Source organism: Bradyrhizobium sp. ISRA464, from assembly GCF_029910095.1.
Classification (GTDB): domain Bacteria; phylum Pseudomonadota; class Alphaproteobacteria; order Rhizobiales; family Xanthobacteraceae; genus Bradyrhizobium.
On record NZ_CP094526.1, the window covers coordinates 7,216,049 to 7,242,435 of the forward strand.

The window sequence follows — 26,387 nt, forward strand, 5'->3', positions numbered from 1 at the left end:
GCGCGGCCTTCTGCACAAGCGATAGCCAAAAGACCAATGGGTTGAGCCGCGTGAGGCGTTGACCTGCGCGATCATTCGGTGTGCCATCTGCGGCCAAATAACCGGCGGCCCAATCCGCGGCCAGCCGCAATCACCGGAACCGGACGAGGGGACTATGTTCGACAAAGACCTGCGGAGCATGATCGACGACGTGAAGGGCGGACGCATGGATCGCCGCGCCTTCGTCAAGCGGATGATTGCCGTCGGCCTCACCGCGCCGATGGCCAACCAGATCCTCGCCATCGGCGGCGTCGCGATGGCGCAAAGCCCCAACCCCTACAAGCCGACCAAGCGCGGCGGCGGCGGTCCGTTGAAGCTGTTGTGGTGGCAGGGCCCCACCCTGCTCAATCCGCATTTCGCCACCGGCACCAAGGACCAGGACGGTTCGCGCCTGTTCTACGAGCCGCTCGCGAGCTGGGACGTCGACGGCCATCTCAACCCGATCCTTGCCGCGGAAATCCCCTCGATCAAGAACGGCGGACTCTCCGCCGACGCCAAATCGGTGACGTGGAAACTCAAGCCCGGCGTCAAATGGCATGACGGAAAACCGTTCACCGCCGACGACGTCGTGTTCAACTGGGAATATGCCACCGATCCGGCGACGGCGGCCGTCTCCAGCGGCACCTACGCCGATATGACCGTCGAGAAGGTCGACGACCTCACCGTCCGCATCAACTTCAAGAAGCCGACGCCGTTCTGGGCCAACGCCTTCGTCGGCGCCTATGGCTGCATCATTCCGAAGCATTTGTTCGTGGAGTACAAGGGCGGCAAGTCCCGCGAGGCGCCGAACAATCTGAAGCCGGTCGGCACCGGTCCCTACAAATTCGTCGAGTTCAAGCCGGGCGATCTGGTGCGCGGCGAGATCAATCCGGACTACCACATGCCGAACCGGCCCTATTTCGACACGGTCGAGATGAAGGGCGGCGGCGATGCCGTCTCGGCGGCGCGCGCGGTGATCCAGACCGGCGAATATGATTTCGCCTGGAACATCCAGGTGGAAGACGAGGTGCTGCTGCGCCTGGAAAAGGGCGGTAAGGGCAAGACCCTCTACGCGGTCGGCGGCGACATCGAATTCATCGCGATCAACTTCACCGACCCCAACGTTGAAGTCGACGGCGAGCGCTCGTCGATGAAGACCAAGCATCCGATCCTGTCGGATCCGGCCGTGCGCAAGGCGCTCGCGATGCTGGTCGACCGCGAGTCCGTGAAGAAGGTGATCTACGGCCGCGCCGGACGCACCACCGCGAACTATCTCAACGGCCCCGAGGAGTTCGTCTCCAAGAACACCAAATGGGAGTTCAACATCGAGAAGGCGAGCCAGCTTCTGGAACAGGCCGGCTGGAAGGCGGGCTCGGACGGCATCCGCGAGAAGGACGGCAAGCGGCTGAAGCTGCTCTACCAGACCTCGATCAACGGGCCGCGCCAGAAGACCCAGGCGATCGTCAAGCAGGCCTGCCAGAAGGCCGGCATAGACGTCGAGCTGAAGTCGGTGGTGGCCTCGGTGTTCTTCTCCTCCGACGTCGCCAACCCCGACACCTACTCCAAGTTCTACGCCGACATCGAGATGTTCCAGATCCCGATGACCCAGCCCGATCCCGCCCTGCACATGCGCCGCTACCTCTCGCGCAATGTCGCCACCAAGGAGAACAAGTGGCAGGGCCAGAATTTCCCGCGTTGGGTCAACAAGGATTACGACGCCGCGATCGATGCGGCGGATACCGAGACCGATCCGATCAAGCGCGCCGACCTCTATATCAAGTGCAACGACCTGCTATGGCAGAACACGGTGGTGATCCCCGTGATGCATCGCCTCGCGGTCGAAGCCTGCTCCAATACGCTGCGGCCGGCCCTCTCCGGCTGGGCCAACCAGACCGACAATCTGCAAGACTGGTACCGGGAGGCATGACGCGGCGGTGTTACCGCGAAGCGATCTCTGGTCGAGCCGGCCTCTCGGCGATGCTGCCCCACCTCTCCCGCTTGCGGGGGAGGTCGCTGCGCTCAGAGAGTGCAGCGGGTGGGGGCTCTCTCCACGATGGGACTCGCGGCGATACCCCTACCCCAACCCTCCCCCGCAAGCGGGAGAGGGAGCGCAATTCCTTCGCGGTCGCTATTCCGCCTGATCTCACTGTTCGCCCATGAGTCAATATATCCTGCGTCGCCTGATGATCGCGATCCCGAGCCTGCTCGGGATCTCGTTCGTGCTGTTCATCGTGCTCGCGCTCGCGCCGGGCGACCCGTTCAGCGAGCTCGCCACCAATCCGAACGTGCCGCCCGAGGTGCAGGCTGCGCTTCGCGCCAAGTTCGGCCTCGATGACCCGATCTATCTTCGCTACCTGCACTGGCTCTCGGCCATGGCCCATGGCGATTGGGGATTCTCCTTCGTCAGCCGGGTGGATGTCGACACCCTGATCCTGCAGCGGCTGCCGGCCACGCTCTATGTGATCGGCTCGGCGCAAATCCTGGCGCTGCTGATCGCGATTCCGGTCGGCGTCTATGCCGCCACCCGCCCCTATTCGCTGTTCGACAGCCTCGCCAACACCTTTGCCTTCATCGGCTTCTCGCTGCCGACCTTCTTCACGGGCATCCTGTTCATCCTGATCTTCTCGGTGAAGCTGGACTGGCTGCCGTTCGTCTACTCCGATGTGCCGGGGACCGGGATCCCCTGGCTGCTGGAGACGATCCGGCAGGCGATCATGCCAGTGATGGTGCTCGGCCTGTTCCAGGCGGCGTCGATGACCCGCTTCGTGCGTTCGGCGATGCTCGACGTGATCCGCCTCGACTATGTCACCACCGCCCGCGCCAAGGGGCTCGGCCAGGCCAAGGTGATCATCAAGCATGTGATGCGCAACGCGATGATCCCGGTCGTCACCCTGATCGCACTGCAGATGCCCGCGGTGTTCGGCGGCGCCATCGTCACCGAGCAGATCTTCCGCATTCCGGGCATCGGCTCGCTCCTGATTTCCTCCATCCTCGCCAACGATACACCGGTCGTGATGGCCGTGACCTTCGTCTTCGCGTGTCTCGTGGTGCTGTTCAACCTGATCGCAGATGTCCTCTATGGCTGGCTTGACCCTCGCATCTCCTTCCGCTGAACGGCGCCGCTACTCGCCCCTGCGGGAAACCTGGCGGCGTTATCGCCGGCACAAGCCGGCGGTGATCAGCGCCGTGCTGCTATTGTTGTTGATCCTGGCGGTCGTGATCGGCCCCTTGGTCTGGCGCGTCTCGATCAACGACATCGATGTGGTGGCCGGGCTGCAGGGGCCGTCGTTGGCGCATCCCTTCGGCACCGACGATCTCGGCCAGGACCTGCTCGCCCGCATGATCTATGGCGGACGCATCTCGCTCGCGGTCGGCCTCGCCGCCATGCTGGTCTCGGTGTTCGTCGGCACATTGATCGGCGCGCTCGCCGGCATGTCGCGCGGCGCGCTCGGCTATGCGCTGATGTGGCTGACCGACCTGTTCCTGTCGCTGCCGCAGCTGCCGCTGCTGCTTCTGTTGATCTATCTGTTCCGCGACGGGCTCAAGGCGGTGTTCGGCCCGGAAGGCGGCATCTTCATCCTGATCGTGCTGGTGATCGGCGGCTTGCGCTGGATGCCGGTGGCGCGCCTGGTGCGCGCCCAGTTCCTCTCCTTGCGCGAGAAGGAATTCGTCGAGGCGGCGCGGGCGCTCGGCGCCAGCCCGGTGCGGCAAGTGGTGCGCCACATCCTGCCCAACGCGCTCGGGCCCGTCATCATCGCCGGCACGATCGACGTCGCCGCCGCCATCATCGCGGAGTCGACGCTGTCGTTCCTCGGCCTCGGCTTTCCGCCGGACACACCGACCTGGGGCCGCATTCTCTATGACGCCAAGGACTTTCTCGATATCGGCCCGCACTGGGCGCTGTTTCCGGGCGGCGCGATCTTCATCGCGGTCGTCGCCATCAACTTCATCGGCGACGGGCTGCGCGACGCGCTCGACGCGCGCAAGGTGATCTGATGGCGCTGCTCGAGATCAAGGGTCTGAAGACCCACTTCGCCACCGACGCCGGCATCCTGCAGGCGGTCGACGGCGTCGACATCAGCATCAACAAGGGCGAGACGCTCTGCGTGGTCGGCGAATCCGGCTGCGGCAAGACCGTCACCGCGATGTCGATCCTGAAGCTGATCGCGATGCCGCCCGGCCGCATCGTCGCGGGCCAGATCATGTTCGAGGGCCGCGATCTCGTGCCGCTGAGCAGCAACCAGCTCGACGACATCAGGGCCAAGGAGATCGGCTTCATCTTCCAGGAGCCGATGACCTCGCTCAACCCGGTGCTGACCATCGGCGAGCAGATCGCCGAAAGCCTGCGGCGCCACGAGGCGCTCACCAAGAAGCAGGCGCTCGAGCGGACCATCGAGATGCTCAAGCTGGTGCAGATCCCCAACGCCGAAGGCCGCGTGCACCATTATCCGCACCAGTTCTCCGGCGGCATGCGCCAGCGCGTCATGATCGCGATGGCGCTGGCCTGCCGGCCCAAGCTCGTGATCGCCGACGAGCCGACCACGGCGCTCGACGTCACCATCCAAGCGCAGATCCTCGACCTCTTGCAGGACATGAAGGAGCGCTTCGGCATGGCGGTGATGCTGATCACCCATGCGATGGGCGTGGTCGCGGAAACCGCGCAGCGCGTCGTCGTGATGTATGCCGGAAAGGTGGTGGAGGAGGCGCCGGTCGACGAGCTGTTCGGCGACCCGCGGCATCCCTACACACAGGGCCTGATCCGATCGATCCCGCGCATCGACCTCGACGCCGAGCACAAGACGCGGCTGGAGGCGATCGGCGGCTCGGTGCCGATCCTGATCAATCCCACCCCCGGCTGCCGCTTCGCGCCGCGCTGCCGTTACGCCATGAGCATCTGCACCGAGAAGGAACCACGCTTGCGTGAGATCGCACCGGGCCATCGCATGGCCTGCCACCTCGGAGACGCGTCATGAGTGAACCCCTGCTGCGCGTCACCGATCTCAAGAAGCATTTTCCGGTGCTGGGCGGCTTGTTGTCGCGCGAGGTCGGGCAGGTCTATGCGGTCGACGGCGTGTCGTTCTCGGTCAACCGCGGCGAGACGCTCGGCCTGGTCGGCGAATCCGGTTGCGGCAAATCCACCACCGGGCGCTGCGTCCTGCGCCTGATCGAGCCGACCTCGGGCGAGGTGGTGTTCGACGGCCAGAGCGTCACCGGGCTCGGCGGCGGCGACCTCCGCGCCATGCGGCGCAACATGCAGCTCGTGTTCCAGGATCCGTTTGCCTCGCTCAATCCGCGCATGACGATCGGCGCGATCCTCGGCGAACCCTTCATCATCCATAACCTCACCAAATCGGCCAGCGAGCGGGAGGAACGCGTCGCCAGCCTGCTGGTCAAGGTCGGGCTGAAGGCCGAGCACATGCAGCGCTATCCGCACGAATTCTCCGGCGGCCAACGCCAGCGCATTGCGATCGCAAGGGCCCTGGCGCTGGAGCCGAAGCTGCTGGTCTGCGACGAGCCGGTGTCGGCGCTCGACGTCTCGATCCAGGCCCAGGTGATCAACCTCCTGGAAGATCTGCAGGCCGAGCTGAACCTCACCTATCTGTTCGTCGCCCACGATCTCTCCGTGGTGGAGCACATCTCCGACCGCGTCGCGGTGATGTATCTCGGCCGCATCGTCGAGCTCGCCAAGGCGAACGACCTGTACCGCAACCCGCAGCATCCCTACACCAAGGCGCTGCTCTCGGCCGTGCCGGTGCCGGACCCCAAGGCGAAGCGCGAGCGCATCCGCCTCAAGGGCGACGTGCCGAGCCCGATGAATCCGCCGAAGGGCTGCCACTTCCACACCCGCTGCCCGATCGCGGAAGCGCGCTGCCGGCAGAGCGCGCCCGAGTTGCGGCAGGGTGCCAACGGACATTTCGTAGCGTGTCATCTGGCGTAGAGGGCGCCGGGGATACTCCGCGAACAAACAAAGGCGTGAGATCCCGCCTTGCCGCTGGCTCACTTCGCCTCGCCCGCTTGCGGGGGAGGCCGGATCGCATCGATAGATGCGATCCGGGTGGGAGCTCTCTCCGCGATGCGATTCGTGGAGAGAGCCCCCACCCCAACCCTCCCCCGCAAGCGGGAGAGGGAGTGCAGTTGTGTCTGCCGAAGCAGTTTGAGTCTACGTCATCAAACTTAGTGGCGTCGCTTCTTTGCGGCCTTCGCCTTCGCTTTAGTCTTTGGCTTGGCCTTTATCCTCGACGCCTGCGCAGGCGCCTGCTCCACCATCGCATCTTCCGCCTCGTCTGCGTCCGCGCGCAACGTGTCGAGCATCCAGTCGCGGAACGCGCGCATGCCGGGCGTCATGTCCTTCGACTTCAGCCAGGTGAGCCAATAGGACCCGGCCGGCACCTCGGCCGCGAACGGCCGCACCAGGCGGCCCGAGGCGAGCTCGTTCTGAAACATCGCGACCGGGACCAGGCCGACGCCGACGCCGCGCGCGGCTGCTTCAGCCATAGCCACCGAGCTGTCGAAGATCGGTCCCTGGATCTTCGGACATTGCGAGCCTGCCACCGCAAACCACAGCGGCCATTCCTCGGCACGGTAGGAGCGCAGCAGGACCTCCTTCGCGAGATCGGCGGGCTTGCGCAGACGGCCGGCGGCATCGGGGCGGCACATCGGCGACAGCGGCGCGGCGAGAAGATGGATCGCCTCGGTGCCGTGCCAGGAGCCGTCGCCGAAGCGAAGTGCGAGATCGAGCCCGTCGCCGGCGATGTCGACGCGGTTGTTGTTGGTCAACAGACGCAGGTCGATATAGGGATGCGCGCGCTTGAAGCGCTCGACACGCTGCAACAGCCATCCGGTCGCAAAGGTCGCGACGCAGCCGACGGTGACGACCTCGCGCGTGCCCTTCGCCTCGATTCGCTCGATCGCCGCGCCGATGCGATTGAGCGCGTCGGAGAGCACCGGCAGCAGCGCCAGCCCTTCGTCGGTGAGCACGAGGCCGCGCGGCAAGCGGCGAAACAGGCTCGCGCCCAGCATGTCCTCGAGCTGCTTGACCTGGTGGCTGATCGCGGTCTGCGTCACGCGCAGCTCCAGCCCGGCGCGGGTGAAGCTCAACAACCGCGCCGACGCCTCGAAGGCGCGCAACGCGTTCAGCGGGAGATGCCGGCGCACGACGTCATGACCAAGTTTTTCTCATGCCTCGCTGTATAAATGATTGTTTGTGCGTCGTCACGCCGTTCGGCAGGTTCGCGCCGCCAACGGAGACGAGACATGCTGACGAGACGGACATTCGGATTGCGCGCGCTGGGCCTCGCAATTTCCTTCACCTTGCCGCGGCAAAGCGCGACGGCGGGAACCGACGCCCTGACGCAGCGGCTGCAACACGAGCTTGCGCGCATCGAGCAGGAGACCGGCGGGCGGCTCGGGGTCGCAATGCTCGACACCGAGACGGGACTACGCGCAAGCCTGCGCGGCAATGAACGCTTCCCGATGTGCAGCACCTTCAAGGCGCTGGCCTCGGCCGCCGTGTTGCGCCAGGTCGATCGCGGTCAATCCAGCCTCGATCAACATGTCCAGTTCGAGGCCAAGGACCTGCAACCCTACTCCCCGGTGACCAGGGAGCGGGTCGCATCAGGCATGACGCTGGCCGAGATCTGCGAGGCCGCGATCACGCAGAGCGACAATACGGCCGGCAACATGCTGCTGCGCGAGATCGGCGGTCCGGCGGGACTCACCAGCTTCTTCCGGTCGATCGGCGACAATGTGAGCCGGCTCGACCGCTGGGAGGTCGCATTGAACGAAGGCGTTCCCGGCGACCCGCGCGACACCACGAGCCCGACCGCCATGCTGAAGAACCTGCAGCGCGTGCTTCTCGGCGAGACGCTGTCGGCGGGTTCGCGCCAGACGCTGACGGACTGGATGACCGCCAACAAGACTGGCGGCGCCCGCCTGCGTGCCGGCGTTCCCCGCGACTGGCGGGTTGCCGACAAGACCGGGACCGGCGACCGTGGCACCGCCAATGACATCGGCGTGTTCTGGCCGCCCGGCCGCAAGCCGATCCTGGTGACGGTTTATCTGACCGGCGCCAAGGTTGACTCGGCGCAATGCAACGAGGCGATCGCCAAGGTCGCGCGCGCCGTCGTGGAGGCGAGCACGGGGCAGTCCGGCTAGTTCTGCCTCAATCCGAGAGGTTGTCATTGTAGGCAGCCTCGTCATTGCGAGGAGCTCGCGACAAAATTGCAAAGCAATTTTGCGCTGAAGCGACGAAGCAATCCACCTTTCCGCACCTGCGGTGACAGTGGATTGCTTCGCGGAGCCTGTCATCCGGCGGCGCTTCGCGCCGACCGGGCGGCTCGCAATGACGTGGATCGAGTGGGACGCGGGCTCCGCAACTACTCCCACGACCACGCAGAAAAGTCGTTCTCGAACTGCGGGACTTCCTTCCACACGCCCTTCAGCTTCTTGCTGGTGATGGTGATCCATTGCGGTTGGAACAGGAAGCCGGCCACCGCGTCGGTCGCCAGCATGCGCTGCGCATCGCCGAGCAGCTTGGCGCGATCGGCTTCCGCCGGCGTCGCCATGATCTGCTTGTAGAGCGCGTTGAACGCCTCGGACTTGTAGCCGAGATAGTAGTCCGGCTCGGTCAGCTTCACGAGATCGAACGGCTCGACATGCGAGACGATGGTGAGGTCGTAATTGTGCGGGCCAGTGAAGACCTGCGACAGCCACTGCGCCCATTCCACATTCTCGATCTTGGCGACGATGCCGATCTTGGCGAGCTGGGCCGCAAGGATTTCGCCGCCTTGCCGCGCGTAAGGCGGCGGCGGCAGCTTGAGGCTGAGCTCGAGCGGCGTGGTGACGCCGGCCTCGGCGAGCAGCTTCTTGGCCTTTTCCGGGTCGTAGGGATTGATAGCGGTGGTGTCGACATAGCCGAGCGATCCCGGCGTGTAGAAGCTGCCGATCGGCGTGCCGAAGCCATCGACGGCACCGTCGATCATCGCCTTGCGGTCGATCGCGGCGAGGATGGCGCGGCGAACGCGCGCGTCGTCGAGCGGTTTCTTGCGCGCGTTGATGCCGACGATGGTCTTGGCCTTGGAGCCGCCGACCAGCACGGTGAAACGCGGATCGGCCTTGAATTGCGCAAGGCTGCGTGCCGCCGCAACGCGCGGGAATGCGTCGACGTCGCCGGACAGGAGTGCCGCGACCTGCGCGGCGGGATCGCCGATGAAACGGATCGTCACCTTGGACAGCTTGATCGCGGCAGCGTTGCGATAGTCAGGCCATTTGACGAGGGTGATCGACGAACCCTTGGCCCAGGCCCCGAGCTTGTAAGGTCCGGTGCCGACCGGCTGGGTCGCATCGGTCGGCGCACTCTTCGGCTCGACGATCGCACCGCTCGCCTGCCCGAGCAGGAACGGCAGGTTCGGCTCGGAATATTTCAGCGCGATCACGACCGTATCCGCATCGGGTGCCGTCACCGACTCGAAGGCCCGGTACAGGCTCTTGTCCTTGTTGGTGGAGGTCGGCGCGCCGGCGCGATCATAGGAGAACTTCACGGCCGCCGAGTTGAACGGCTCGCCATTCTGGAATTTGACGCCCTTGCGGAGCTTGAACGTGTAGGTCTTCAGGTCGGGCGAGGCCTGCCAGCTCTCCGCGAGCAGCGGCGACACCGAACCGTCTTCGTTGATCTTGGTCAGGGTCTCATAGACGTTATAGAGCGTGACTTCGGCAATCGCCGCCGCTGCCGCGGTGGTGGGATCGAGCCCCGGCGGCTCCAGCGTCATGCCCATGACGACGCTGTCCTTCTTGCCCTGCGCCTGGCTCGGCAGGGGCGCCAAGGCACACGCGGCAGCCACCGCGACAATGGATAATCTCTTCAACATTCGTTTGCTCCCCGGACGTCTTCTTGTGTCAACCCAGGCCAATCCTGCTCGAAAGGCTAACCAGCCTCTGCCGCCGCCAGCGGCAGCGCCATCACCGCCTCGGCGTGGTGGCATGCGGCCAGATGGGCTTGTCCCACGTTGCGTAGCGCAGGCGCGGCCTCTCGACAATGCTGATCGGCCAGGACACAGCGGGACGCATAGGGACAGCCCACCGCCTCCGACGATTGCGAGGCGATCGCCTGCGCGCCGCGGCGCCGGCGGCCCCCGCCGGCGCGGGCGCGCGGCACCGCCTCGAGCAGCGCGCGGGTGTAGGGATGGGCGCCCTGCGCGAACAGATCCTCGGGCCGGCCTTGCTCGACAATCCGGCCGAGATACATGACCGCAATCTCGTCGCAGAGCAGGTCGACCACCGCGAGATCGTGGCTGATCAGGATGTAGCTCAGCCCGAACTCGTCCTGCAGGTCCTGCATCAGGTTCAGCACCTGCGCCTGCACGGAGACATCGAGCGCGGAAACTGGCTCGTCGGCGACGATCAGCTTCGGCTGGGTGATCAATGCGCGTGCGATCGCGATGCGCTGGCGCTGGCCGCCGGAGAATTCATGCGGAAACTTGTCCATGTCGGCGTCGCGCAGCCCGACCTGCCGCAGCACCGTGGCGACGCGCTCGCGCAAGCTGCCGCGATCCATCCGGCCCAGCGCGGTCAGCGGCTCGGCGACGATGCGCCCAATGGTCTGCCGCGGATCGAGCGATCCATAAGGATCCTGGAACACCATCTGGAAATCGCGGCGGGCGCGGCGGAGCTCGTTGGCCGGCATCTGGTTGAGGTCGCGGCCAAGCAGCGACACCTGCCCCGACGTCGGCGGCTCCAGCGCCATCACCAGCCGCGCAAAGGTCGATTTGCCCGAGCCGGACTCGCCGACGACACCAAGGCTCTTGCCGGCGGTGACCTGCGCCGTGACGCCGTTGAGCGCACGCACCTGCGCGGCCGGCTTGAACAGGCTTTCGCGCGGCAGCGTGTAGCGCTGCACGAGGTCCTTCACTTCAAGGAGCGGCATCTCGCGCGTGGACGATGGCTGGTCGAGCATGGTCACGCGCGGATACCTCCGGCGGCCTCGGCCATCGAGACGTCCGTCCTCAGGCAGCGCACGCCATGACCCGCGCCGACATCCACCACGGCCGGCAGTGCCGTGCGGCAGCGCGCGTCGACGATCGTGCAGCGGTCGGCGAAGGTGCAGCCCGCGGGCAGATCGGCAAGCTCGGGCACGGTGCCGGCAATGGTCTTGAGCCGCGTCCCCTTGCGCGCGCCAAGCCGCGGGCGGGCGCGGAACAGGCCCTGCGTGTAAGGATGCCCCATCCGCGTGAACACGGCGTCGGTGGCGCCGCTTTCGACGACGGTGCCGCCATACATCACCATCATGCGCTGAACGTTCTCGGCGATCACGCCGAGATCGTGCGAGATCAGGATCATCGACATGCCGCGCTCCTCGACAAGATCCGCGATCAGATCGAGGATCTGTCCCTGGATCGTGACATCGAGGGCGGTGGTCGGCTCGTCGGCGATCAGCACGTCTGGCTGGCAGGCGAGCGCCATCGCAATCGTGACGCGCTGGCGCTGTCCGCCGGAGAACTGGTGCGGATAGGCATCTACGCGCTTGGCAGCATCCGGCAGGCCGACGCGATCGAGCAACGCGATGGCCTCTTTTCGCGCTTCGCTCGCTGAGCTTCCCGTGTGTCGCCGCAGCGGCTCGGCGACCTGCCGTCCGATCGTGTGCATCGGATTGAGCGCGGTCATCGGCTCCTGGAAGATCATGCTGATCCGGTTGCCGCGCAGCTTGCAGTAGCTCGCATCTGACAGGCCGACGAGCTCCGCGCCGTCGAGCCGGATGCTGCCGCTGACGACGGCGCTGTCAGGCAACAGCCCCATCAGGGCCAGCGCGGTGACGGACTTGCCGCAGCCGGATTCGCCGACCAGTCCCAGCGTCTCGCCGCGCCGGAGCGCGAAGCTGACGCCGCGAACGGCCTGCGCCGGGCCGCGGCTGGTGTTCAGCCTGACGCCGAGATCCTTGACCTCGATCAGCGGCGCGTTTACCTCGCTCATGCTCAACGCTCCCGCGCCAGCCGGGGATCGAGCAGGTCACGCAGCCCGTCGCCGAGGAGGTTGAGGCCGAGCACCGCGATCGCGATCGCGGCACCCGGATAGACCGCGAGCATCGGCGACTGGAACAGCAGCGTCTGCGCGTCGTTCAGCATGCGTCCCCAGGACGGCTGCGGCGGCTGGGTGCCGAGGCCGAGATAGGACAGCGCCGCCTCGGCCAGGATCGCGAGCGCGAACTGGATCGTCGCCTGAACGATCAGGATCGACAGGATGTTCGGCAGCACATGCTCAACGGTGATGCGGAAGCCGCCCTTGCCGGCGGCGCGCGCGGCCAGGATGAATTCCCGCGCCCAGATCGCATTGGCCGATCCACGCGTGACGCGGACGAAGGTCGGAATCTGGAAGATGCCGATCGCGGTGATCGAGGTCAGCATGCCCGGGCCGACGACGGCGGCGAGCATGATCGCGGACAGCACGGCGGGAAAGGCAAAGGTGAAGTCGCTCATCCGCATGATGAGCTCCTCGGTCCACCCTTTGCGCGCAGCCGCGATCAGCCCAAGGCAGACACCGAAGGTGAGGCCGATGCCGACCGCGATGACGCCGACCATGATGGTGGAGCGCGCGCCGACCAGGAGCAGCGAGACGATGTCGCGGCCGAGCACGTCGGTGCCGAGCCAGTGCGCGGCCGAGGGCGGATGCAGCTTCGAGGCGATGTCGATGTCGTAGGCCGACCACGGCGTCCACACCAGCGACAACAGTGCAGCTCCCAGCACAAGCAGGCTGAGTGCAGCCCCCAGCACGAAGCTGCGATGGCGCAGGGCACGTCGCCAGAACCCGGTTGCCGGCTTCGCGCCAAGCGCAATCGCCGGGGCATCGGCTGGAACGGTCAGCGGCGCGCTCACAGGTTGGCGACCTTGATGCGCGGATCGATGAAGGCATAGAGCACATCGACCACGAAATTGACGACGACGACCATGGCCGCGAGCAGCATCACGCAGTTGCGCACCACGATCAGGTCACGGTTGGCGATCGACTGGAAGATCAGGCGGCCGAGGCCCGGCAGATAGAACACGTTCTCGATCACGATGGTACCGGCGAGCAGATTGGCGAATTGCAGGCCCATCACTGTCATGACCGGGATCATGGCGTTGCGCAGCACATGGCGCCACAGCACCTCGCGCTTGCCGAGCCCTTTTGCGCGCGCAGTACGAACGAAATCCTCGCGCAACACCTCCAGCACGGCCGAGCGCGTGACGCGGGCAAGGATCGCGGCCTGCACCACGGCGAGCGAGATCGACGGCAGCAGCAGCGAGCGTAGGCCCGGCCAGATGCCGTCGTCCCAGCCGGCAAATCCACCGGCGGACAACCATTGCAGCTTCACCGCGAACAGGAGGATCAGGAGGATCGCGAACCAGAAATTCGGCAGCGCGATGCCGACCTGGGTCAGCGACATCACGCCGACGTCGCCGAGCTTGTTGTGATTGGCGGCGGTGTAGATGCCGGCGGCGAGCGCCAGCACCACCGTGATCAGCATCGATATGATCGCGAGCGGCACGGTCAGCACCAGCCGCTCCGCGATCAGGCCGACGACCGGCGTGCCGTAGACATAGCTATTGCCGAGGTCGCCGACCGCCATGCCCTTGATCCAGAGCAGATAGCGGTAGGTGAGCGGCTGGTCGAGCCCGAGCTTGACGGCGAGCGCGCGCACCGCGTCGGGCGAGGCATCGGCGCCCATCAGCATCTGGGCGGCATTGCCGGGCAGCGCGTCGAGCACAAGGAAAATTATCAGCGAGGCGGCGAACAGCGTCGCTGCCAGGGTCAGGATCCGTCGTAGGATGAACAGGCTCATGCGCGCCGGACTGAATGGACTTCTCGCTTTGACGCGTTTTCTTCACGCGGAGTGGAATCCACTTCACTTGAAAACGCTACCGAACCGCAGGTTTCAACATGTTCGCCTGCGAATGCAAGCCCCTCATAGTATCAGATCACATCGGTCAGGACGGCCAGCGGCCGAGCAGGTCGCTCGCCGCCTCGAACAGCGCAGCGACGCGCAGCAGTTCCGCATCGGCCCGGAAGCGGCCGACCAGATGCAGGCCGATCGGCAGGCCATCGCGGCCGAAGCCGGCCGGGATGCTGATCGCGGGGTGCCCGGTCATGTTGAACAGCATGGTCCAGGGAAACCAGTGCGGCCGCACGCTGTCGAAGCTCCGGCCGTCGATATCGATGGTGCCGAACAGGTCCTGGTCGATCGGCAGCGCGGTGCGGGTCAGGGTCGGCATCGCAAGCAGATCGCCGCGCGCGAAGAGCAACTGCACGCGGCGGAACAGCGCGGTGCGGTCGAACATCGCCTGCTGGTAGTCGACGCCGCTGACCTTCGCGGCGAGCGCGAGCTGTTTGAGGAAGGTCACGCTCAGATCATTGGGATGATCGGCCGCGAGCTTCTCGAAACGGGTGCGCCAGACGGTGTGGTTGATGGCGCGCCAGATCGGCTCGATGTCAAAACCTTCGCCGGGAAACTCCTCGAGCTCCGCCCCGAGATCAGCGAGCCGACCAAGGCTGGCCTTGAACATTGCGGCCACGTCCGCGCTCACCGGCCGCCCCGGCGGCGACAGACAGAACAGGACTTTCTTGCCCCTGAGATCGCCGCGCGGCGCGGCCATGTCGAGATAATCAGGGACCGGCACGCCGATCGACCAGGGATCGGACGCGTCCTCGCCGGCCATCGCCTGCAGCATCAATGCTGTGTCGGCGACGGTGCGCGTGGTCGGCGTGACATAGGTCTGGTTGCCGAAAGCGTCCTGCACCTGGCTGTGCGGGATCACACCGTTGCTCTGCTTGATCCCGACGACGCCATTGCAGGCCGCGGGAATCCGGGTCGAGCCGCCACCATCGGTCGCAACCGCCAGCGGCGCGATGCCGCTCGCGACGGCCACCGCCGCGCCGCCGCTCGAGCCGCCGCTGGACCGTTCGGCACTCCACGCATTGCGCGTGCGGCCGAACAGCGGCGAGTCGGTCAGGCACTTGCTGCCGAACTCCGGTGTCGTGGTCTTGCCGATCAATATTCCGCCCTGCGTACGCAGCCGGGCCACCGCCACGGCGTCGTTGTCAGGCACGTTGTCCTGATACGGCACCGCGCCAAAGGTCGTCCGCACGCCCTTGGTGTTGACGATATCCTTGACCGTGAACGGAATGCCGTGCAGCAGGCCGAGCGGTTCGCCGGCCATCATTTGCCGCTCGGCGGCATTTGCCTGCGCCATCGCCTGGTCGCCGCACAGCGTGATGAAGCAGTTCAATTCGGGCTGCAAACGCTCGGCGCGCGCAAGCACCGCGCGGGTGACCTCGACGGGGGACAACTCCTTGCGGCCGATGCGGGCGCGCAGCTCAGCGGCCGGCGGGAAACAGAGATCGTCGCTCATTTGGGGCCAGGCGCTCGCATCGGATATGGTCGATGGCCGGCATCGTGCCGCGCGCGGTGGCTCAAGTCCATCGCGTCGGGCGCATGGCCTCACGTCACACGGCCACGATCCCGCATGACCTACCAGGTGTCGGCGGGCAACTCGCGGCTGCGCGGCGGATCGGCCCCCGCACGGGTGCACGTGAAGGCGGCGCATTTGCAGGCGAAGGACAGCGCCCGCCTGAGTTCGGCCGCGGTGATGGCGCCTAAGCGCCGCCGCTCGATGCGGCCGAGCCGGTGCAGCGCCGCCAGCATTGCGGCCTGGAAACTGTCGCCGGCGCCGATCGTATCCACCACTTTCACCACTGGCGACTCGACCTCGATCGGCCCGGCCTGCCGGTGCCAGGCGCAGGCGCCGTTGTTCCCGCGCGTGATGACAACAAGGGATACCCCCTCCGACAGCAGCGTCTCCGCCCTGTCGGCGTAGGGCTCGTCGCCGAAGAGATAGGCGAAGTCGACGTCGGACATCTTCACGATGTCGGCCTTGCGGCAGAACGTCAGCATGCGCGCGCGGTAGGCATCCTTGTCCGTGACCAGGTTCGGCCGGCAATTCGGATCGAGCGAGATCGTCACGCTCGCCCGTGCATCGTCGATGAAGGCCAGCGTCTCGGCCGCGCCCTTATCGTTGACGAGTGTCGTCGAACCGGTGTGAACGCACTCGACATCGCTGAGCGCAATCGCACCGCGCCGGTAGACCCAGTTTCGCGACGCCGTATCCGCGTCATAGAAGGCGTATTGGGTCTCGGTCCCGGTCACGCGCGCAAACGCCAGCGTCGCCTGGTGATCGCTGCGTGTCGCGTAGCGAAGGTCGACGGCCGAGTTTGCGGCGTGGTCGGCGATCATCTTGCCGAACGTATCGGTGGAGATGCCGCCGACGAAGCCCGTCGGGACATCGAGCCGCGCCATCCCGATCGCGATGTTGAGGCAGGAGCCGCCGACCGCGGGCGTCAGGGCCTCGCGTCCATCCGCCGTCGTCGACGGCAGGAAATCGATCAGCGCATCTCCGCAACTGAGCAGCATGGTGAAAAGACCTCAGATCGAAAGCGCTTCGCCGGGCGCCCGCGTCATGGTCTCGCGCGCTCCGCGATCGAGCTCCCGCAGCATCCTGTGCACGCCGCGCTTGCGTTGGTGGAAATCGGCCATCTCGGGCTTGGTCGGCTCGCTCAGGCGCCCGAGCGCCGACATGCCGGCCATCGCCGCGTTGATCGAGTTGTGCCCGCCGCTTGCGACCGCGCCCAGCATCGCAGCGCCCAGCAGCACCGGCTCCTGCGTCTGCGGCAACGCCACCGTGTATCCCGTGGTATCGGCCATGATCTGGCGGACCAGCGGGCTGCGGCTCGCGCCACCGCCGATCACGATGGTCTTGCCACTGGCGCCATGGGCCTGCAGCGCGTCGATGACGTCGGCGAGGCCATAGGCGAGCCCGCACAGGCCGGCGACGAACAGCCGTTCCATCGCAGACACATCGGTGTCGAGATCGAGCCCCGCGATCACGGCGCGCGATCCCGGATCGGCATAGGGCGAGCGGTTGCCGAGGAACTCCGGCAGGACGTGCACATTGCGCGCCAGCAGCGCCGCGGCGCCCGCACTGCCGGCCCGGGTCAGGATGCGCTTCTCGAGATGCTCGATGACATCGATGCCTTCAGCCTTCGCTGCGGCTTGAACATCGGCATGCGCCGGATGCGATTTGAGCAGATGATCGATCGCCGCACCGGCTGCGGATTGACCGCCCTCGTTCAGCCAGAAGCCCGGCACCATGCCCGAGTAATACGGCCCCCAGACGCCCGGCACGAAACAGGGCTCGACGGTGGTGGCCATGATGCAGGCCGACGTCCCCATGATGTAGGCCAGCCGCTTGCAGACATCGACATCGGCGCCGGATCCGTCGCGGCCGCCGATCGCGCCGACCCCGCCGGCATGGGCATCGATCAGCGAGGCGCCGACCGCCGTTCCCGGCAGCAGGCCGAGGTCACGGGCGGCATGCTCCGACAGCCCGCGGCCGAGCGGCGAGCCGGGCGGCACGATCTCGCTGCCGATCCGCACGAAACGGTCAGCGGCCAGCGCTTCGAGCCCGACCCGCTTGAGGAAGGATTCGCTCCAGCCGCCCTCGCCCGCCACATAGGTCCACTTGCAGGTCACCGTGCAGGTCGATCGCGCCAGCGATCCGGTGGCGCGGAACGAGAGATAGTCGGCGAGATCGAAGAAGTGTCCCGCGGCGGCGAAGGTCACGGGCAGGCGCCGCTTCAGCCAGAGGATTTTCGGGATCTCCATTTCCGGGGAGATGACGCCGCCGACGTAGCGTAGCACGCGATCGCCTGTCGCGTTGACGAACGCGGTTTCGTCCATCGCGCGGTGGTCCATCCAGACCACGACGTTGCGCGCATGATCGCCCGACGGGCTCACCGTGAGCGGCTGTCCGGCCGCATCGAGCACCACGAGCGAACAGGTCGCGTCAAAGCCGATCCCCTTGACGTGCTCGGCCGCGACCCCGGCCTCGCGCATCGCGCCGCGGACGGAGGCGACGCAGGCCGCCCAGATGTCCTCGGACGACTGCTCGACGATGTCGCCGGCCTCGTGCCAGACGCGGATCGGATGCCGGGCCACGCCCAGCAGTTTGCCGACCTCATCGCACACCCCCGCCCGGGCGCTCGCGCTCCCGACGTCCACGCCGATATAGGCTTGCCGCATCGCCGCCCTATCTCTGTTTCAGCATGATCTCCGCGCAAACGCGTTCCGCGTTTCTCGCGAGGGAGAACCATTCTCCGCTGTCCCGGATCATGCTCCAGCTTCGGCGCGAGCTTACCAGCAAGTGTAGCCGCCATCGACCAAAACGATGCTGCCGGTCATCAGGCTGGCGGCCTCGGAGGCCAGGAACAGGACGACGGAGGCGATTTCGTCGACCTGGCCCATCCGGGCCATCGGGGTTCCGCCGATCCAGGCATCGTACATCCTGGGGCTGTTCTTCACGAAGGCGTTCAGCGGCGTCTCGATATAGGTCGGCGCCACCGCGTTGACGCGGACGCCGCGCATCGCCCATTCTGCGGCCAGCGACTTGGTCAGATGGTGCACTGCGGCCTTGGACGCGTTGTAGAAGCACTGTTCCTGCGGCTTGTTGACGATGAAGCCGGACATCGAGCCGACATTGACGATGGTGCCGGACTTCGCCTTCAGCATGTGGTTGCCGAAGGCCCGGCAGCACCAGAAGGTGCCGTTCAGATTGACATCGATGACGTTAAGCCAGTGCTCGTCGGTCACGGTCTCGGCCGGCGTTTCGCTGCGCGCGATTCCGGCATTGTTGACGAGGATGTCGACCTTTCCATATTTGCCGACCAGCTCGTCGGCGACCTCGGCGACGCGCTTCGAATCGGTGACATCCATCAGCGCGATCTCGGCGTCAAAGCCCTTCGCCTTCAGCGCTGCCTTGGCGTCATTAGCGACTTTCGCGTCACGGTCCCCGATGATGACCTTGGCGCCGGCTTCCGCCAGCGCCTCGGCGCAGGCAAGCCCGATGCCCTGGCCGCCGCCGGTGATGATGGCGGTCTTGCCGCCGAGCTTGAATTTCTCGAGGTACATTTTCTTCTTCCCTTGCCGTTAGCCTGAGGATCGCAGGCGCACCGCCCCCGGCCTGAGCCATTCCAACCATGGAGATCGCCCGCGTCTTACGCGCGGATCGCCTTTCCGCTGTCGTCGAAACGATGGATGCGGGCCTGGTCGGGGATCAGCGACACGTGGTCGCCGGGGCTCAAGCCCAGCTCGCCGATATAACGCGCGGTCAGCGTCCCGAGCGGCCCGGCATCGACATAGAGGAAGGTGTCGCTGCCGAGATGCTCGGCGACAGCCACCGTGCCCTGCCAGCCCTGCCCGTTGCGCTCGACCTTCAGATGCTCGGGCCGGACGCCGATGGTGGCGGCACCCTGCTGTTTCGCGGGTTCGCCGGTGATGAAATTCATCTTCGGCGAGCCGATGAAGCCCGCGACGAACAGGTTCGCGGGCTTTTCATAAAGCTCGAGCGGCGAGCCATATTGCTCGATCTTGCCGCCGTTCAGCACGACGATCTTGTCGGCCATGGTCATGGCCTCGACCTGATCGTGGGTGACGTAGATCGCCGTGGTGCCGAGCTGCTTCTGCAGCCGCGTCACCTCGAGCCGCATCTGCACGCGCAGCGCGGCGTCGAGGTTCGACAGCGGCTCGTCGAACAGGAACGCCTTCGGCTCGCGCACGATGGCCCGCCCGATCGCGACGCGCTGGCGCTGGCCGCCGGACAGTTCGCGCGGCTTGCGGTCGAGATAGGGCGTGAGATTGAGCGTGGCTGCGGCCGCCTCGACCTTGCGGTTGATCTCATCTTTCGCGGCGCCCGCCATTTTCAGCCCAAAGGCGATGTTGCCGCGCACGCTCATATGCGGATAGAGCGCATAGGACTGGAACACCATCGACAGCCCGCGCTTGGCCGGCGGCACGTTGACGACGTTACGCCCGTCGATCAGGATGGCGCCGCCGGTGACGTCCTCGAGCCCCGCGATCAACCGCAGCAGCGTGGTCTTGCCGCAGCCGGAGGGACCGACGAAGACGACGAACGAGCCATCGGCGATATCGAGGTCGGCGCCCTTGATGATGTGGACCGGCCCGAACGATTTTTGCACACCCTGCAGCGTAATCTGACCCATGGCGAAAGCCTTTCTGCTACTTGACCGCGCCGAAGGTCAGGCCGCGGACGAGCTGCCGCTGACTGAACCAGCCGAGCACGAGAATGGGCGCGATCGCGAGCGTCGACGCCGCCGACAATTTCGCCCAGAACAATCCCTCCGGACTCGAATAGGACGCGATGAATACGGTGAGCGGCGCGGCTCCCAGCGTCGACAGATTGAGCGTCCAGAACGCCTCGTTCCAGGCCAGGATCAGGTTGAGCAGCAGGGTCGAGGCGAGTCCCGGTATCGCCATCGGCGTCAGCACGTAGATGAGCTCGCGCCCGATCGTGGCGCCGTCCATCCGCGCCGCCTCGAGGATGTCCTTAGGGATCTCCTTGAAATAGGTGAATAGCATCCAGATCACAATCGGCAGGTTGCCGAGGCACAGGATGAAGATCAGCCCGGTACGGGTGTCGAGCAGGCCGAGATTGCGGTAGATCAGATAGATCGGCACCAGCACGCCCACCGGCGGCATCATCTTGGTGGACAGCATCCAGAGCAGGACGTCCTTGGTCCGCTTGGTCGGCGAGAACGCCATCGACCAGGCGGCCGGGATCGCAATAAACATCGCGATCAGCGTCGATCCGCCGGCGATGATGATCGAGTTCAGCGCGTGATGGAAATAGTCACTGCGCTCCTGCACCGTGACGTAGTTCTCGGTGGTCCAGTGGAAGAACAGGAACGACGGCGGAATCGCGAAGGCCTCGAGTTCGGTCTTGAAGCTCGCCAGCACCATCCAGAGGATCGGGAAGAAGATCACGAAGCCGACCAGCCAGGCTGCCAGCGTCGAGATCACCTTGCGCCTTGTCGTCACCATCCGCGCCATGGCGTTACGCCTCCAGATTCCGGCCGACGATACGAACGAGGAAGAACGCGACGATATTGGCGAGCACGACTGCGACCAGGCCGCCCGCCGAGGCGCTGCCGACGTCGTACTGGATCAGCGCCTGCGAGTAGATCAGGAAGGCGATGTTGGTGGTCTGCAGGCCGGGACCGCCGCCGGTGGTGACGAAAATCTCCGCGAATACCGTGAGCAGGAAGATGGTCTCGATCAGGATCACCACCGTGATCGGACGCGCCAGGTGGGGCAGCGTAATGTAGATGAAGGTCGAGATCGCGCTGGCACCGTCCATCTCCGCCGCCTCCTTCTGCTCCTCGTCGAGCGACTGCAGCGCGGTGAGCAGGATCAGGGTCGCGAACGGCAGCCACTGCCAGGAGATGATCAGGATCACCGAGAACAGCGGTGCGTCGTTGAACCAGTCGATCGGAGCCATCCCGAACAGCTGGGCGATCCAGGCGAACAGGCCCGACACCGGATGCATCAGCAGGTTCTTCCACACCAGCGCGCTTACCGTCGGCATCACGAAGAACGGCGCGATCACCATCAGGCGGACGATCGAGAGCCCGACCACCTGCTGATCGAGCAGGAGCGCCAGCGGCACGCCGAGCAAAATCGTAATCGCGAGCACCGATCCGACCAGCACCAGCGTATTCCGCAACGAGGCGAGGAAGGCCGGATCGGTGAGGAAGTAGCGGAAGTTGTCCAGCCCGACGAATTCCTCGGAGCCGGGATCGAGCAGATTGTAGTGCAGCGTCGCGAAATAGATCGTGAGCGCAAGCGGCACGATCATCCAGATGAACAGCAGCGCCACGGCGGGACTGAGCAGTGTACGCGCGAGCAGCTGGGTCTGCTGGGTCGCCATCCCCGCCTCCTTTAGGGAAAGGAGCGACCACCCCGCTGCGGGACAGGATGGTCGCGAGTGGCCTGGCTCGGGAGGGTTGAGCTGGGCCGGGTTGAAGGCCAAGGCACTGGTCAGTCGCGCGCCTTGGCTTCTTGCTTGAGCATCGTCCTTCCGGAAAGCAGCTGCACACTTGTCCGGATGCAGCCTACTTGATGTAGCGCGCTCGCTTCATTTCGCGCTCGGTCGAGGACTGCGCAGCCGCGAGCGCGGCATCGACCGAGGTGGAGCCGGACAACGCGGCCGAGAACTGCTGGCCAACCGCGGTGCCGATACCCTGGAACTCAGGGATCGCCGCGTATTGCACGCCGACATAGGGCACCGGCTTGACTGTCGGCTTGTTCGGATCAGCCGCATCGATCGAGGCCAGCGTCATCTTGGCGAAGGGCGCGGCCTTCAGGTACTCCGGGTTCTGATACAGCGAGGTCCGCGTGCCCGGAGGCACATTGGCCCAGCCTTCCTTGGACGCGACGAGCTTGGTGTAGTCCTTGCTGGTCGCCCAGGCGATGAACTTCTCGGCCGCGTCGACCTTCTTCGAGCCGGCCGGGATCGCGAGACTCCAGGCCCACAGCCAGTTGGCGTTCTTGCCGAGCCCGGTGTTCGGCGCCAGCGCGAAGCCGACCTTATCGGCGACCTTGGAATCCTTCGGGTTGGTCACGAAGGACGCGGCGACGGTGGCGTCGATCCACATCGCGCATTTGCCGGCATTGAACAGCGCGAGGTTCTCGTTAAAGCCGTTGGAGCTCGCGCCGGGAGGGCCGGCCTGCTTCATCAGGTCGACATAGGTCGTGAGCGTCTTCTTCCATTCCGGCGAGTTGAACTGCGGCTCCCACTTCTCGTCGAACCAGCGCGCGCCAAAGGAATTAGCCATCGCGGTCAGGAACGCCATGTTCTCGCCCCAGCCGGCTTTGCCGCGCAGGCAGATGCCGTAGACGCCGGCGGACTTGTCGGTCAGCTTCTTGGCGGCATCGACCACGAAGTCCCAGGTCGGCTTTTCCGGCATGGTCAGTCCGGCCTTCTGGAACAGGTCGGTGCGATACATCGTCATGGAGCTTTCGCCGTAGAACGGCGCGGCATAGAGCTTGCCATCGACCGACACCGCGTCGCGGATCTTCGGCAGAAGATCATTGACGTCGTAATCGGCGCCGAGCTTGTCGAGCGGCACCAGCCAGTTCTTCTTGGCCCAGATCGGCACCTCATAGGTGCCGATGGTCAACACGTCGAACTGGCCGCCCTTGGTGGCGATATCGGTGGTGACGCGCTGGCGCAGCACGTTCTCCTCAAGCGTCACCCACTTGACGGTGATGTCCGGATTCTTCGCGGTGAAGTCGCTGGTGAGCCCCTGCATGCGGATCATGTCGCCATTGTTGACGGTCGCAACCGTCAGCGTGGTCTGGGCGATCGAGGGGCCAGAGAGCAAAAGGGCAGCCGCGCCCGTAACGGCGCAAAGGACGTTCTTCAAGGTGACCTCCCATATGCCACGTTGAGCATATGCCCACGTGTTGAGCGTATGTTCAACCCGTCTCCCAATTTTGTCAAGCGCGCGGACGCGCCGGCGGGCGCGATTGTCGGCGTTATGACACCCTGGGATGGAACTATTGCAGACCCGAAAGAGGCCTAAGGCACGATGGTGTTAGAAGCGGTCCGGCGGCAGACTCGCTGCACCTCTCCCGCTTGCGGGGTCGAGACGAGCGAAGCTCGCTCTTAGGTCGCGTTGCATCTTATGCGATGCGGGTGGGAGCTCTTTCCGCAATGCGACTTGCGGAGAGAGCCCCCACCCTAGCCCTCCCCCGCAAGCGGGAGAGGGGACGCAGTTCCGATGCCGCTACTACTCGACCTAACCTCGTCGCGCTCTAACGATCGAGGACCGCGCGCGCGGTCGCCTCATCCGTGATGAGGCCGTTGACCACGCGGCCCGCAAGCGCGGCCTTGATCGCCGGCACCTTCGCGGCGCCGACCGCCGCAGCGATCGTGGTTGATACCGCTGGAATCTGCGGCGGAATGCTGGTCAGCCGTTTGTTGGTGCCGCCCTTGATGAGCCGTCCCTTGGCGTCATAGGCCCAGCCCGTCACCTCGCCGGCCGCGCCGAGCCGCATCATCTCCAGCAACTCCTCGCGCGTGACGAAACCGTCGACATGCACCTGAGCCTTCTGGTCCATCTGGCCGATGCCGATCAATCGGAGATCGGCCTTGGCGGCGACCGCCCTCACCCTTGCGATCGGTTCGATGCGGACCATGCGGTTGCGTTCGTCCTCACTCGACATCAGGAACGGCAACGGCATCGGGTAATGGCGCGCACCGGTGCGGTCGGCCAGCCGCCCGACCGTGTCATAGAAGCTTGCCGAGCCATCGGCGGAGATGTTGCCGACCAGCGAAACGATCTGGTGATCGGGCCGCTCGATCGGCGAGACGCGCTCGACTGCGGCGCGCACGGCGCGACCGGTGCCCAGCGCCACGATGACCGGCGTCTCCGAGCGCAGCGTCATCTCCAGCAGATTCGCGCTGCGCTCGGCGATCCCGGCGGTCGACAGCGGCGCCGCCGGATCGGTCGGAACGACCTCGCAATGCACCAGATCGAACCGCTCCTTCAGCCTGGACGCCAGCTCCATGCAGGCGGCAATGGGATGTTCGAGACGAAACGTGATCAGCCGCTCCGCCAGGCACAGCGAGACCAGGCGCTGCGCGGATGCGCGCGACACCTGCAGCATCTTGGCGATCTCGTCCTGGGTGTGGCCTGCGATGAAATAAAGCCAGCCGGCGCGCGCCGCATCGTCGAGGCGGGACTTTTCGTTGTCGGGCGCAGCCATCCTGTGTCAGCCTTCCGTCCAGAAATCCGTCATCGCAGCGAAGATTCGATCCGCTCCGGCATCCCGCAGCAGAGCACTGCCGTCCCGCAACCGATAGTGGGCGCCGCCGACAAATCCCCACACTTTCATCCCCGCCGCCTTCGCCGCCAGCACGCCGCTGATGCTGTCCTCGATGACAAGCGTGCGGCACGGATCGAATCCCATCCGGCCTGCCGCATGCAGAAACAGATCGGGCGCCGGCTTGCCGCGCTCGACCATCTGGGAGGTGTAGAGCCGTTGCGCGAAATAGGACGCCAAGCCCGTCAACTCCAACGAAAACTTCACACGGTCAAGGTCGCTCGATGACGCGACACAGTACGGCAGCCGCAACTCCGCCAGCACGGTCGCGACGCCGGGTATCGCCTTGAGCTGGGCTCGAAAGGTTTCGCGGACTTGCCCGGCCAGATCGGCCAGGAAGTTGGCCGGGATGGGTTGTCCAACGGACTGGCAGTATTCGAGAACGGCCGCGGTGCTGCGACCGAGGAAGCGTTCGAGCGCCTGCTCGGTACTCATCTCGATGCCCGCCTGCGTCAGCGCATCCGACAGGCAGCGACAGCTCAAGTCCTCACTGTCGACGAGCACGCCGTCGCAGTCGAAGATGACGAGGTCGGTCTCTGGGAGCCGGAATTCCATCCAGACATGAGATCATATGCTCAGACAATGAGCAATAGATCACAATTTTGGACCGGCGATCACGCCCCGTCCCGGTTCGGGATTGGCTCTGGACGATGCCGCACGGTCGGATAGGTCGATTTGGATTTGCACGATCGCACCCACGTCCCGCAATCATCGCATCATCACGCGATGCCACGAAATGGCCCGGCGTCCGTCACGATTCGATGTGGTGGTCGACACCCTGCACCGGCGCTGCGCCGCCGGATGTCTCCAAGGGCATTCGATATCCTTCCAGTGTCCATTCCGACACTCAACCCGCCGGTCTCCGATGAGCCTTGGCATCAAGGCGTTGCGATAGGCGGCGCAAATCGATCACCGTCCGCTCGTGAGTGCCTCGGCCGATCTCCTCGACTTCGTCACGCGCGGTCACGGCGAAGACGATCTGCCGGCCTTCGATACGGATCACCTCCGCTTCGGCCGTGACGCGTTGCCCGACCGGCGTCGCCGCGATGTGGCGAATGTCCACCAAGGTACCAAGCGCGCTTTCGCCGGGCTCCAGGTAGCTGCGAATGGCGTCGAGCGCGGCATTCTCCATCACCAGGATCATGATCGGGGTCGCCAGCACCGGCGGCAACATCGCATCCTTGAATCGGTTCGCCAGATGCTCGGGCGCGACGAGGAGCGCCGAGCTTCCCTTCACTCCCACCGGAATCGCACGCATGTTTCGCCTCCTGTCACCTGTGCCGGCCTCGCGACGCGCTTGCCGTTCGCAGACGACCGTGATCAGCCTGACGTGTCGGTGCCAAGAAATGCCGGCGCCAGGTCCTCCTGGACGATGATGTGCGCGGCCTCCGGCGTCAATTCGCTGCCGACGAGATCCAGATTCTTTGCAGCGTCCAGCAGCATCGCTCGCACGTCGTCCGGCGAGAGCACACCCTTCATGACGAGCTGCCTCACCAACGCCCGAAGGATAAGAACGTCGATTTGACCGTGTGCAAGCGGCGTCGGCTTTTCCATGAGTGTGGTCTCCCGGGTCAAAGCGCGATGACGATGCCCCTCACCTCCTTGC

24 protein-coding genes are annotated in these 26,387 nt (G+C 65.5%); 6 read left to right on the plus strand and 18 right to left on the minus strand.

Annotated elements, in window-relative coordinates; all coding sequences use genetic code 11:
- Window positions 1–154: 154 nt before the first annotated feature.
- The 5 genes from MTX19_RS33450 to MTX19_RS33470 all read left to right on the plus strand — a co-directional run bounded on the left by MTX19_RS33450 (window position 155) and on the right by MTX19_RS33470 (window position 5,956).
- Window positions 155–1,945 (plus strand): peptide ABC transporter substrate-binding protein, encoded by a 1,791-nt coding sequence (locus tag MTX19_RS33450; protein WP_280981030.1) that lies wholly within the window; start codon window positions 155–157, stop codon window positions 1,943–1,945.
- Window positions 1,946–2,174: 229 nt separating this feature from the next.
- The gene (locus MTX19_RS33455; protein ID WP_280981031.1) at window positions 2,175–3,131 is read left to right on the plus strand and encodes an ABC transporter permease; all 957 of its coding nucleotides are present in this window, start codon (window positions 2,175–2,177) and stop codon (window positions 3,129–3,131) included.
- Window positions 3,097–4,014, plus strand: coding sequence for an ABC transporter permease (locus MTX19_RS33460; RefSeq protein ID WP_280981032.1), 918 nt, complete (start codon window positions 3,097–3,099; stop codon window positions 4,012–4,014). Before MTX19_RS33455 ends, MTX19_RS33460 begins: the two co-directional genes overlap by 35 nt.
- Window positions 4,011–4,991, plus strand: coding sequence for an ABC transporter ATP-binding protein (locus MTX19_RS33465; protein ID WP_280984958.1), 981 nt, complete (start codon window positions 4,011–4,013; stop codon window positions 4,989–4,991). Before MTX19_RS33460 ends, MTX19_RS33465 begins: the two co-directional genes overlap by 4 nt.
- On the plus strand, window positions 4,988–5,956 hold the full coding sequence (locus MTX19_RS33470) for a dipeptide ABC transporter ATP-binding protein (protein ID WP_280981033.1): 969 nt from the start codon (window positions 4,988–4,990) through the stop codon (window positions 5,954–5,956). Before MTX19_RS33465 ends, MTX19_RS33470 begins: the two co-directional genes overlap by 4 nt.
- A 236-nt stretch (window positions 5,957–6,192) precedes the next feature.
- On the opposite strand, the gene MTX19_RS33475 is transcribed toward MTX19_RS33470, so the two are convergent.
- The gene (locus MTX19_RS33475; RefSeq protein WP_280981034.1) at window positions 6,193–7,173 is read right to left on the minus strand and encodes a LysR family transcriptional regulator; all 981 of its coding nucleotides are present in this window, start codon (window positions 7,171–7,173) and stop codon (window positions 6,193–6,195) included.
- Between the two features lie 99 nt (window positions 7,174–7,272).
- Here MTX19_RS33475 and bla point away from each other — a divergent pair, with 99 nt between their 5' ends.
- Window positions 7,273–8,172 (plus strand): class A beta-lactamase, encoded by a 900-nt coding sequence (gene bla, locus MTX19_RS33480; RefSeq protein ID WP_280981035.1) that lies wholly within the window; start codon window positions 7,273–7,275, stop codon window positions 8,170–8,172.
- A gap of 221 nt (window positions 8,173–8,393) precedes the next feature.
- On the opposite strand, the gene MTX19_RS33485 is transcribed toward bla, so the two are convergent.
- The 17 genes from MTX19_RS33485 to MTX19_RS33565 all read right to left on the minus strand — a co-directional run bounded on the left by MTX19_RS33485 (window position 8,394) and on the right by MTX19_RS33565 (window position 26,335).
- On the minus strand, window positions 8,394–9,884 hold the full coding sequence (locus MTX19_RS33485; protein WP_280981036.1) for an ABC transporter substrate-binding protein: 1,491 nt from the start codon (window positions 9,882–9,884) through the stop codon (window positions 8,394–8,396).
- A 56-nt stretch (window positions 9,885–9,940) separates the two neighbouring features.
- Window positions 9,941–10,969: an oligopeptide/dipeptide ABC transporter ATP-binding protein gene (locus MTX19_RS33490; protein WP_280984959.1), complete on the minus strand. Its 1,029-nt coding sequence runs from the start codon at window positions 10,967–10,969 to the stop codon at window positions 9,941–9,943.
- A 2-nt stretch (window positions 10,970–10,971) separates the two neighbouring features.
- Window positions 10,972–11,982: an ABC transporter ATP-binding protein gene (locus MTX19_RS33495; protein WP_280981037.1), complete on the minus strand. Its 1,011-nt coding sequence runs from the start codon at window positions 11,980–11,982 to the stop codon at window positions 10,972–10,974.
- A 2-nt stretch (window positions 11,983–11,984) separates the two neighbouring features.
- Window positions 11,985–12,881, minus strand: coding sequence for an ABC transporter permease (locus MTX19_RS33500; RefSeq protein ID WP_280981038.1), 897 nt, complete (start codon window positions 12,879–12,881; stop codon window positions 11,985–11,987).
- On the minus strand, window positions 12,878–13,828 hold the full coding sequence (locus MTX19_RS33505; protein ID WP_280981039.1) for an ABC transporter permease: 951 nt from the start codon (window positions 13,826–13,828) through the stop codon (window positions 12,878–12,880). The genes MTX19_RS33500 and MTX19_RS33505 overlap by 4 nt, the downstream gene beginning before the upstream one ends.
- 145 nt (window positions 13,829–13,973) lie before the next feature.
- Window positions 13,974–15,395: an amidase gene (locus MTX19_RS33510; RefSeq protein ID WP_280985669.1), complete on the minus strand. Its 1,422-nt coding sequence runs from the start codon at window positions 15,393–15,395 to the stop codon at window positions 13,974–13,976.
- A 119-nt stretch (window positions 15,396–15,514) separates the two neighbouring features.
- On the minus strand, window positions 15,515–16,453 hold the full coding sequence (locus tag MTX19_RS33515) for a carbohydrate kinase (RefSeq protein WP_280981040.1): 939 nt from the start codon (window positions 16,451–16,453) through the stop codon (window positions 15,515–15,517).
- Window positions 16,454–16,465: 12 nt separating this feature from the next.
- Window positions 16,466–18,121 (minus strand): FGGY-family carbohydrate kinase, encoded by a 1,656-nt coding sequence (locus tag MTX19_RS33520; RefSeq protein WP_280981041.1) that lies wholly within the window; start codon window positions 18,119–18,121, stop codon window positions 16,466–16,468.
- Window positions 18,122–18,232: 111 nt separating this feature from the next.
- Window positions 18,233–19,006 carry an SDR family oxidoreductase gene (locus tag MTX19_RS33525; protein WP_280981042.1) on the minus strand — a complete coding sequence of 258 codons (774 nt, stop codon included), beginning with the start codon at window positions 19,004–19,006 and terminating at the stop codon, window positions 18,233–18,235.
- Between the two features lie 86 nt (window positions 19,007–19,092).
- The gene (locus MTX19_RS33530; protein ID WP_280981043.1) at window positions 19,093–20,097 is read right to left on the minus strand and encodes an ABC transporter ATP-binding protein; all 1,005 of its coding nucleotides are present in this window, start codon (window positions 20,095–20,097) and stop codon (window positions 19,093–19,095) included.
- A 16-nt stretch (window positions 20,098–20,113) separates the two neighbouring features.
- On the minus strand, window positions 20,114–20,944 hold the full coding sequence (locus tag MTX19_RS33535) for a carbohydrate ABC transporter permease (protein ID WP_280981044.1): 831 nt from the start codon (window positions 20,942–20,944) through the stop codon (window positions 20,114–20,116).
- 4 nt (window positions 20,945–20,948) lie between these two features.
- Window positions 20,949–21,821: a sugar ABC transporter permease gene (locus MTX19_RS33540; RefSeq protein ID WP_280981045.1), complete on the minus strand. Its 873-nt coding sequence runs from the start codon at window positions 21,819–21,821 to the stop codon at window positions 20,949–20,951.
- Between the two features lie 184 nt (window positions 21,822–22,005).
- Complete coding sequence (locus tag MTX19_RS33545; protein WP_280973790.1) at window positions 22,006–23,319, minus strand: sugar ABC transporter substrate-binding protein; 1,314 nt, start codon at window positions 23,317–23,319, stop codon at window positions 22,006–22,008.
- A 391-nt stretch (window positions 23,320–23,710) separates the two neighbouring features.
- On the minus strand, window positions 23,711–24,664 hold the full coding sequence (locus tag MTX19_RS33550) for a sugar-binding transcriptional regulator (protein ID WP_280985670.1): 954 nt from the start codon (window positions 24,662–24,664) through the stop codon (window positions 23,711–23,713).
- A 6-nt stretch (window positions 24,665–24,670) separates the two neighbouring features.
- Window positions 24,671–25,336 carry an HAD family hydrolase gene (locus MTX19_RS33555; RefSeq protein WP_280981046.1) on the minus strand — a complete coding sequence of 222 codons (666 nt, stop codon included), beginning with the start codon at window positions 25,334–25,336 and terminating at the stop codon, window positions 24,671–24,673.
- Window positions 25,337–25,628: 292 nt separating this feature from the next.
- Window positions 25,629–26,039 (minus strand): thioesterase family protein, encoded by a 411-nt coding sequence (locus tag MTX19_RS33560; protein ID WP_280981047.1) that lies wholly within the window; start codon window positions 26,037–26,039, stop codon window positions 25,629–25,631.
- A gap of 62 nt (window positions 26,040–26,101) precedes the next feature.
- Entirely contained in the window at window positions 26,102–26,335 is a 234-nt protein-coding gene (locus tag MTX19_RS33565; RefSeq protein WP_280981048.1) for a hypothetical protein, read from the minus strand.
- Window positions 26,336–26,387: the final 52 nt, after the last annotated feature.

Bases quoted from the DNA above. Each gene is read 5' to 3' on its own strand.
- MTX19_RS33505 (WP_280981039.1), bottom strand. From the start codon at position 13,828: ATGAGCCTGTTCATCCTACGACGGATCCTGACCCTGGCAGCGACGCTG.
- MTX19_RS33495 (WP_280981037.1), bottom strand. From the start codon at position 11,982: ATGAGCGAGGTAAACGCGCCGCTGATCGAGGTCAAGGATCTCGGCGTC.
- MTX19_RS33540 (WP_280981045.1), bottom strand. From the start codon at position 21,821: ATGGCGACCCAGCAGACCCAGCTGCTCGCGCGTACACTGCTCAGTCCC.
- MTX19_RS33555 (WP_280981046.1), bottom strand. From the start codon at position 25,336: ATGGAATTCCGGCTCCCAGAGACCGACCTCGTCATCTTCGACTGCGAC.
- MTX19_RS33525 (WP_280981042.1), bottom strand. From the start codon at position 19,006: ATGTACCTCGAGAAATTCAAGCTCGGCGGCAAGACCGCCATCATCACC.
- MTX19_RS33510 (WP_280985669.1), bottom strand. From the start codon at position 15,395: ATGAGCGACGATCTCTGTTTCCCGCCGGCCGCTGAGCTGCGCGCCCGC.
- MTX19_RS33490 (WP_280984959.1), bottom strand. From the start codon at position 10,969: ATGCTCGACCAGCCATCGTCCACGCGCGAGATGCCGCTCCTTGAAGTG.
- MTX19_RS33470 (WP_280981033.1), top strand. From the start codon at position 4,988: ATGAGTGAACCCCTGCTGCGCGTCACCGATCTCAAGAAGCATTTTCCG.
- MTX19_RS33550 (WP_280985670.1), bottom strand. From the start codon at position 24,664: ATGGCTGCGCCCGACAACGAAAAGTCCCGCCTCGACGATGCGGCGCGC.
- MTX19_RS33560 (WP_280981047.1), bottom strand. From the start codon at position 26,039: ATGCGTGCGATTCCGGTGGGAGTGAAGGGAAGCTCGGCGCTCCTCGTC.
- MTX19_RS33450 (WP_280981030.1), top strand. From the start codon at position 155: ATGTTCGACAAAGACCTGCGGAGCATGATCGACGACGTGAAGGGCGGA.
- MTX19_RS33530 (WP_280981043.1), bottom strand. From the start codon at position 20,097: ATGGGTCAGATTACGCTGCAGGGTGTGCAAAAATCGTTCGGGCCGGTC.
- MTX19_RS33455 (WP_280981031.1), top strand. From the start codon at position 2,175: ATGAGTCAATATATCCTGCGTCGCCTGATGATCGCGATCCCGAGCCTG.
- MTX19_RS33460 (WP_280981032.1), top strand. From the start codon at position 3,097: ATGGCTGGCTTGACCCTCGCATCTCCTTCCGCTGAACGGCGCCGCTAC.
- MTX19_RS33485 (WP_280981036.1), bottom strand. From the start codon at position 9,884: ATGTTGAAGAGATTATCCATTGTCGCGGTGGCTGCCGCGTGTGCCTTG.
- MTX19_RS33520 (WP_280981041.1), bottom strand. From the start codon at position 18,121: ATGCGGCAAGCCTATATCGGCGTGGACGTCGGGAGCGCGAGCGCCCGG.
- MTX19_RS33535 (WP_280981044.1), bottom strand. From the start codon at position 20,944: ATGGCGCGGATGGTGACGACAAGGCGCAAGGTGATCTCGACGCTGGCA.
- bla (WP_280981035.1), top strand. From the start codon at position 7,273: ATGCTGACGAGACGGACATTCGGATTGCGCGCGCTGGGCCTCGCAATT.
- MTX19_RS33515 (WP_280981040.1), bottom strand. From the start codon at position 16,453: ATGCTGCTCAGTTGCGGAGATGCGCTGATCGATTTCCTGCCGTCGACG.
- MTX19_RS33565 (WP_280981048.1), bottom strand. From the start codon at position 26,335: ATGGAAAAGCCGACGCCGCTTGCACACGGTCAAATCGACGTTCTTATC.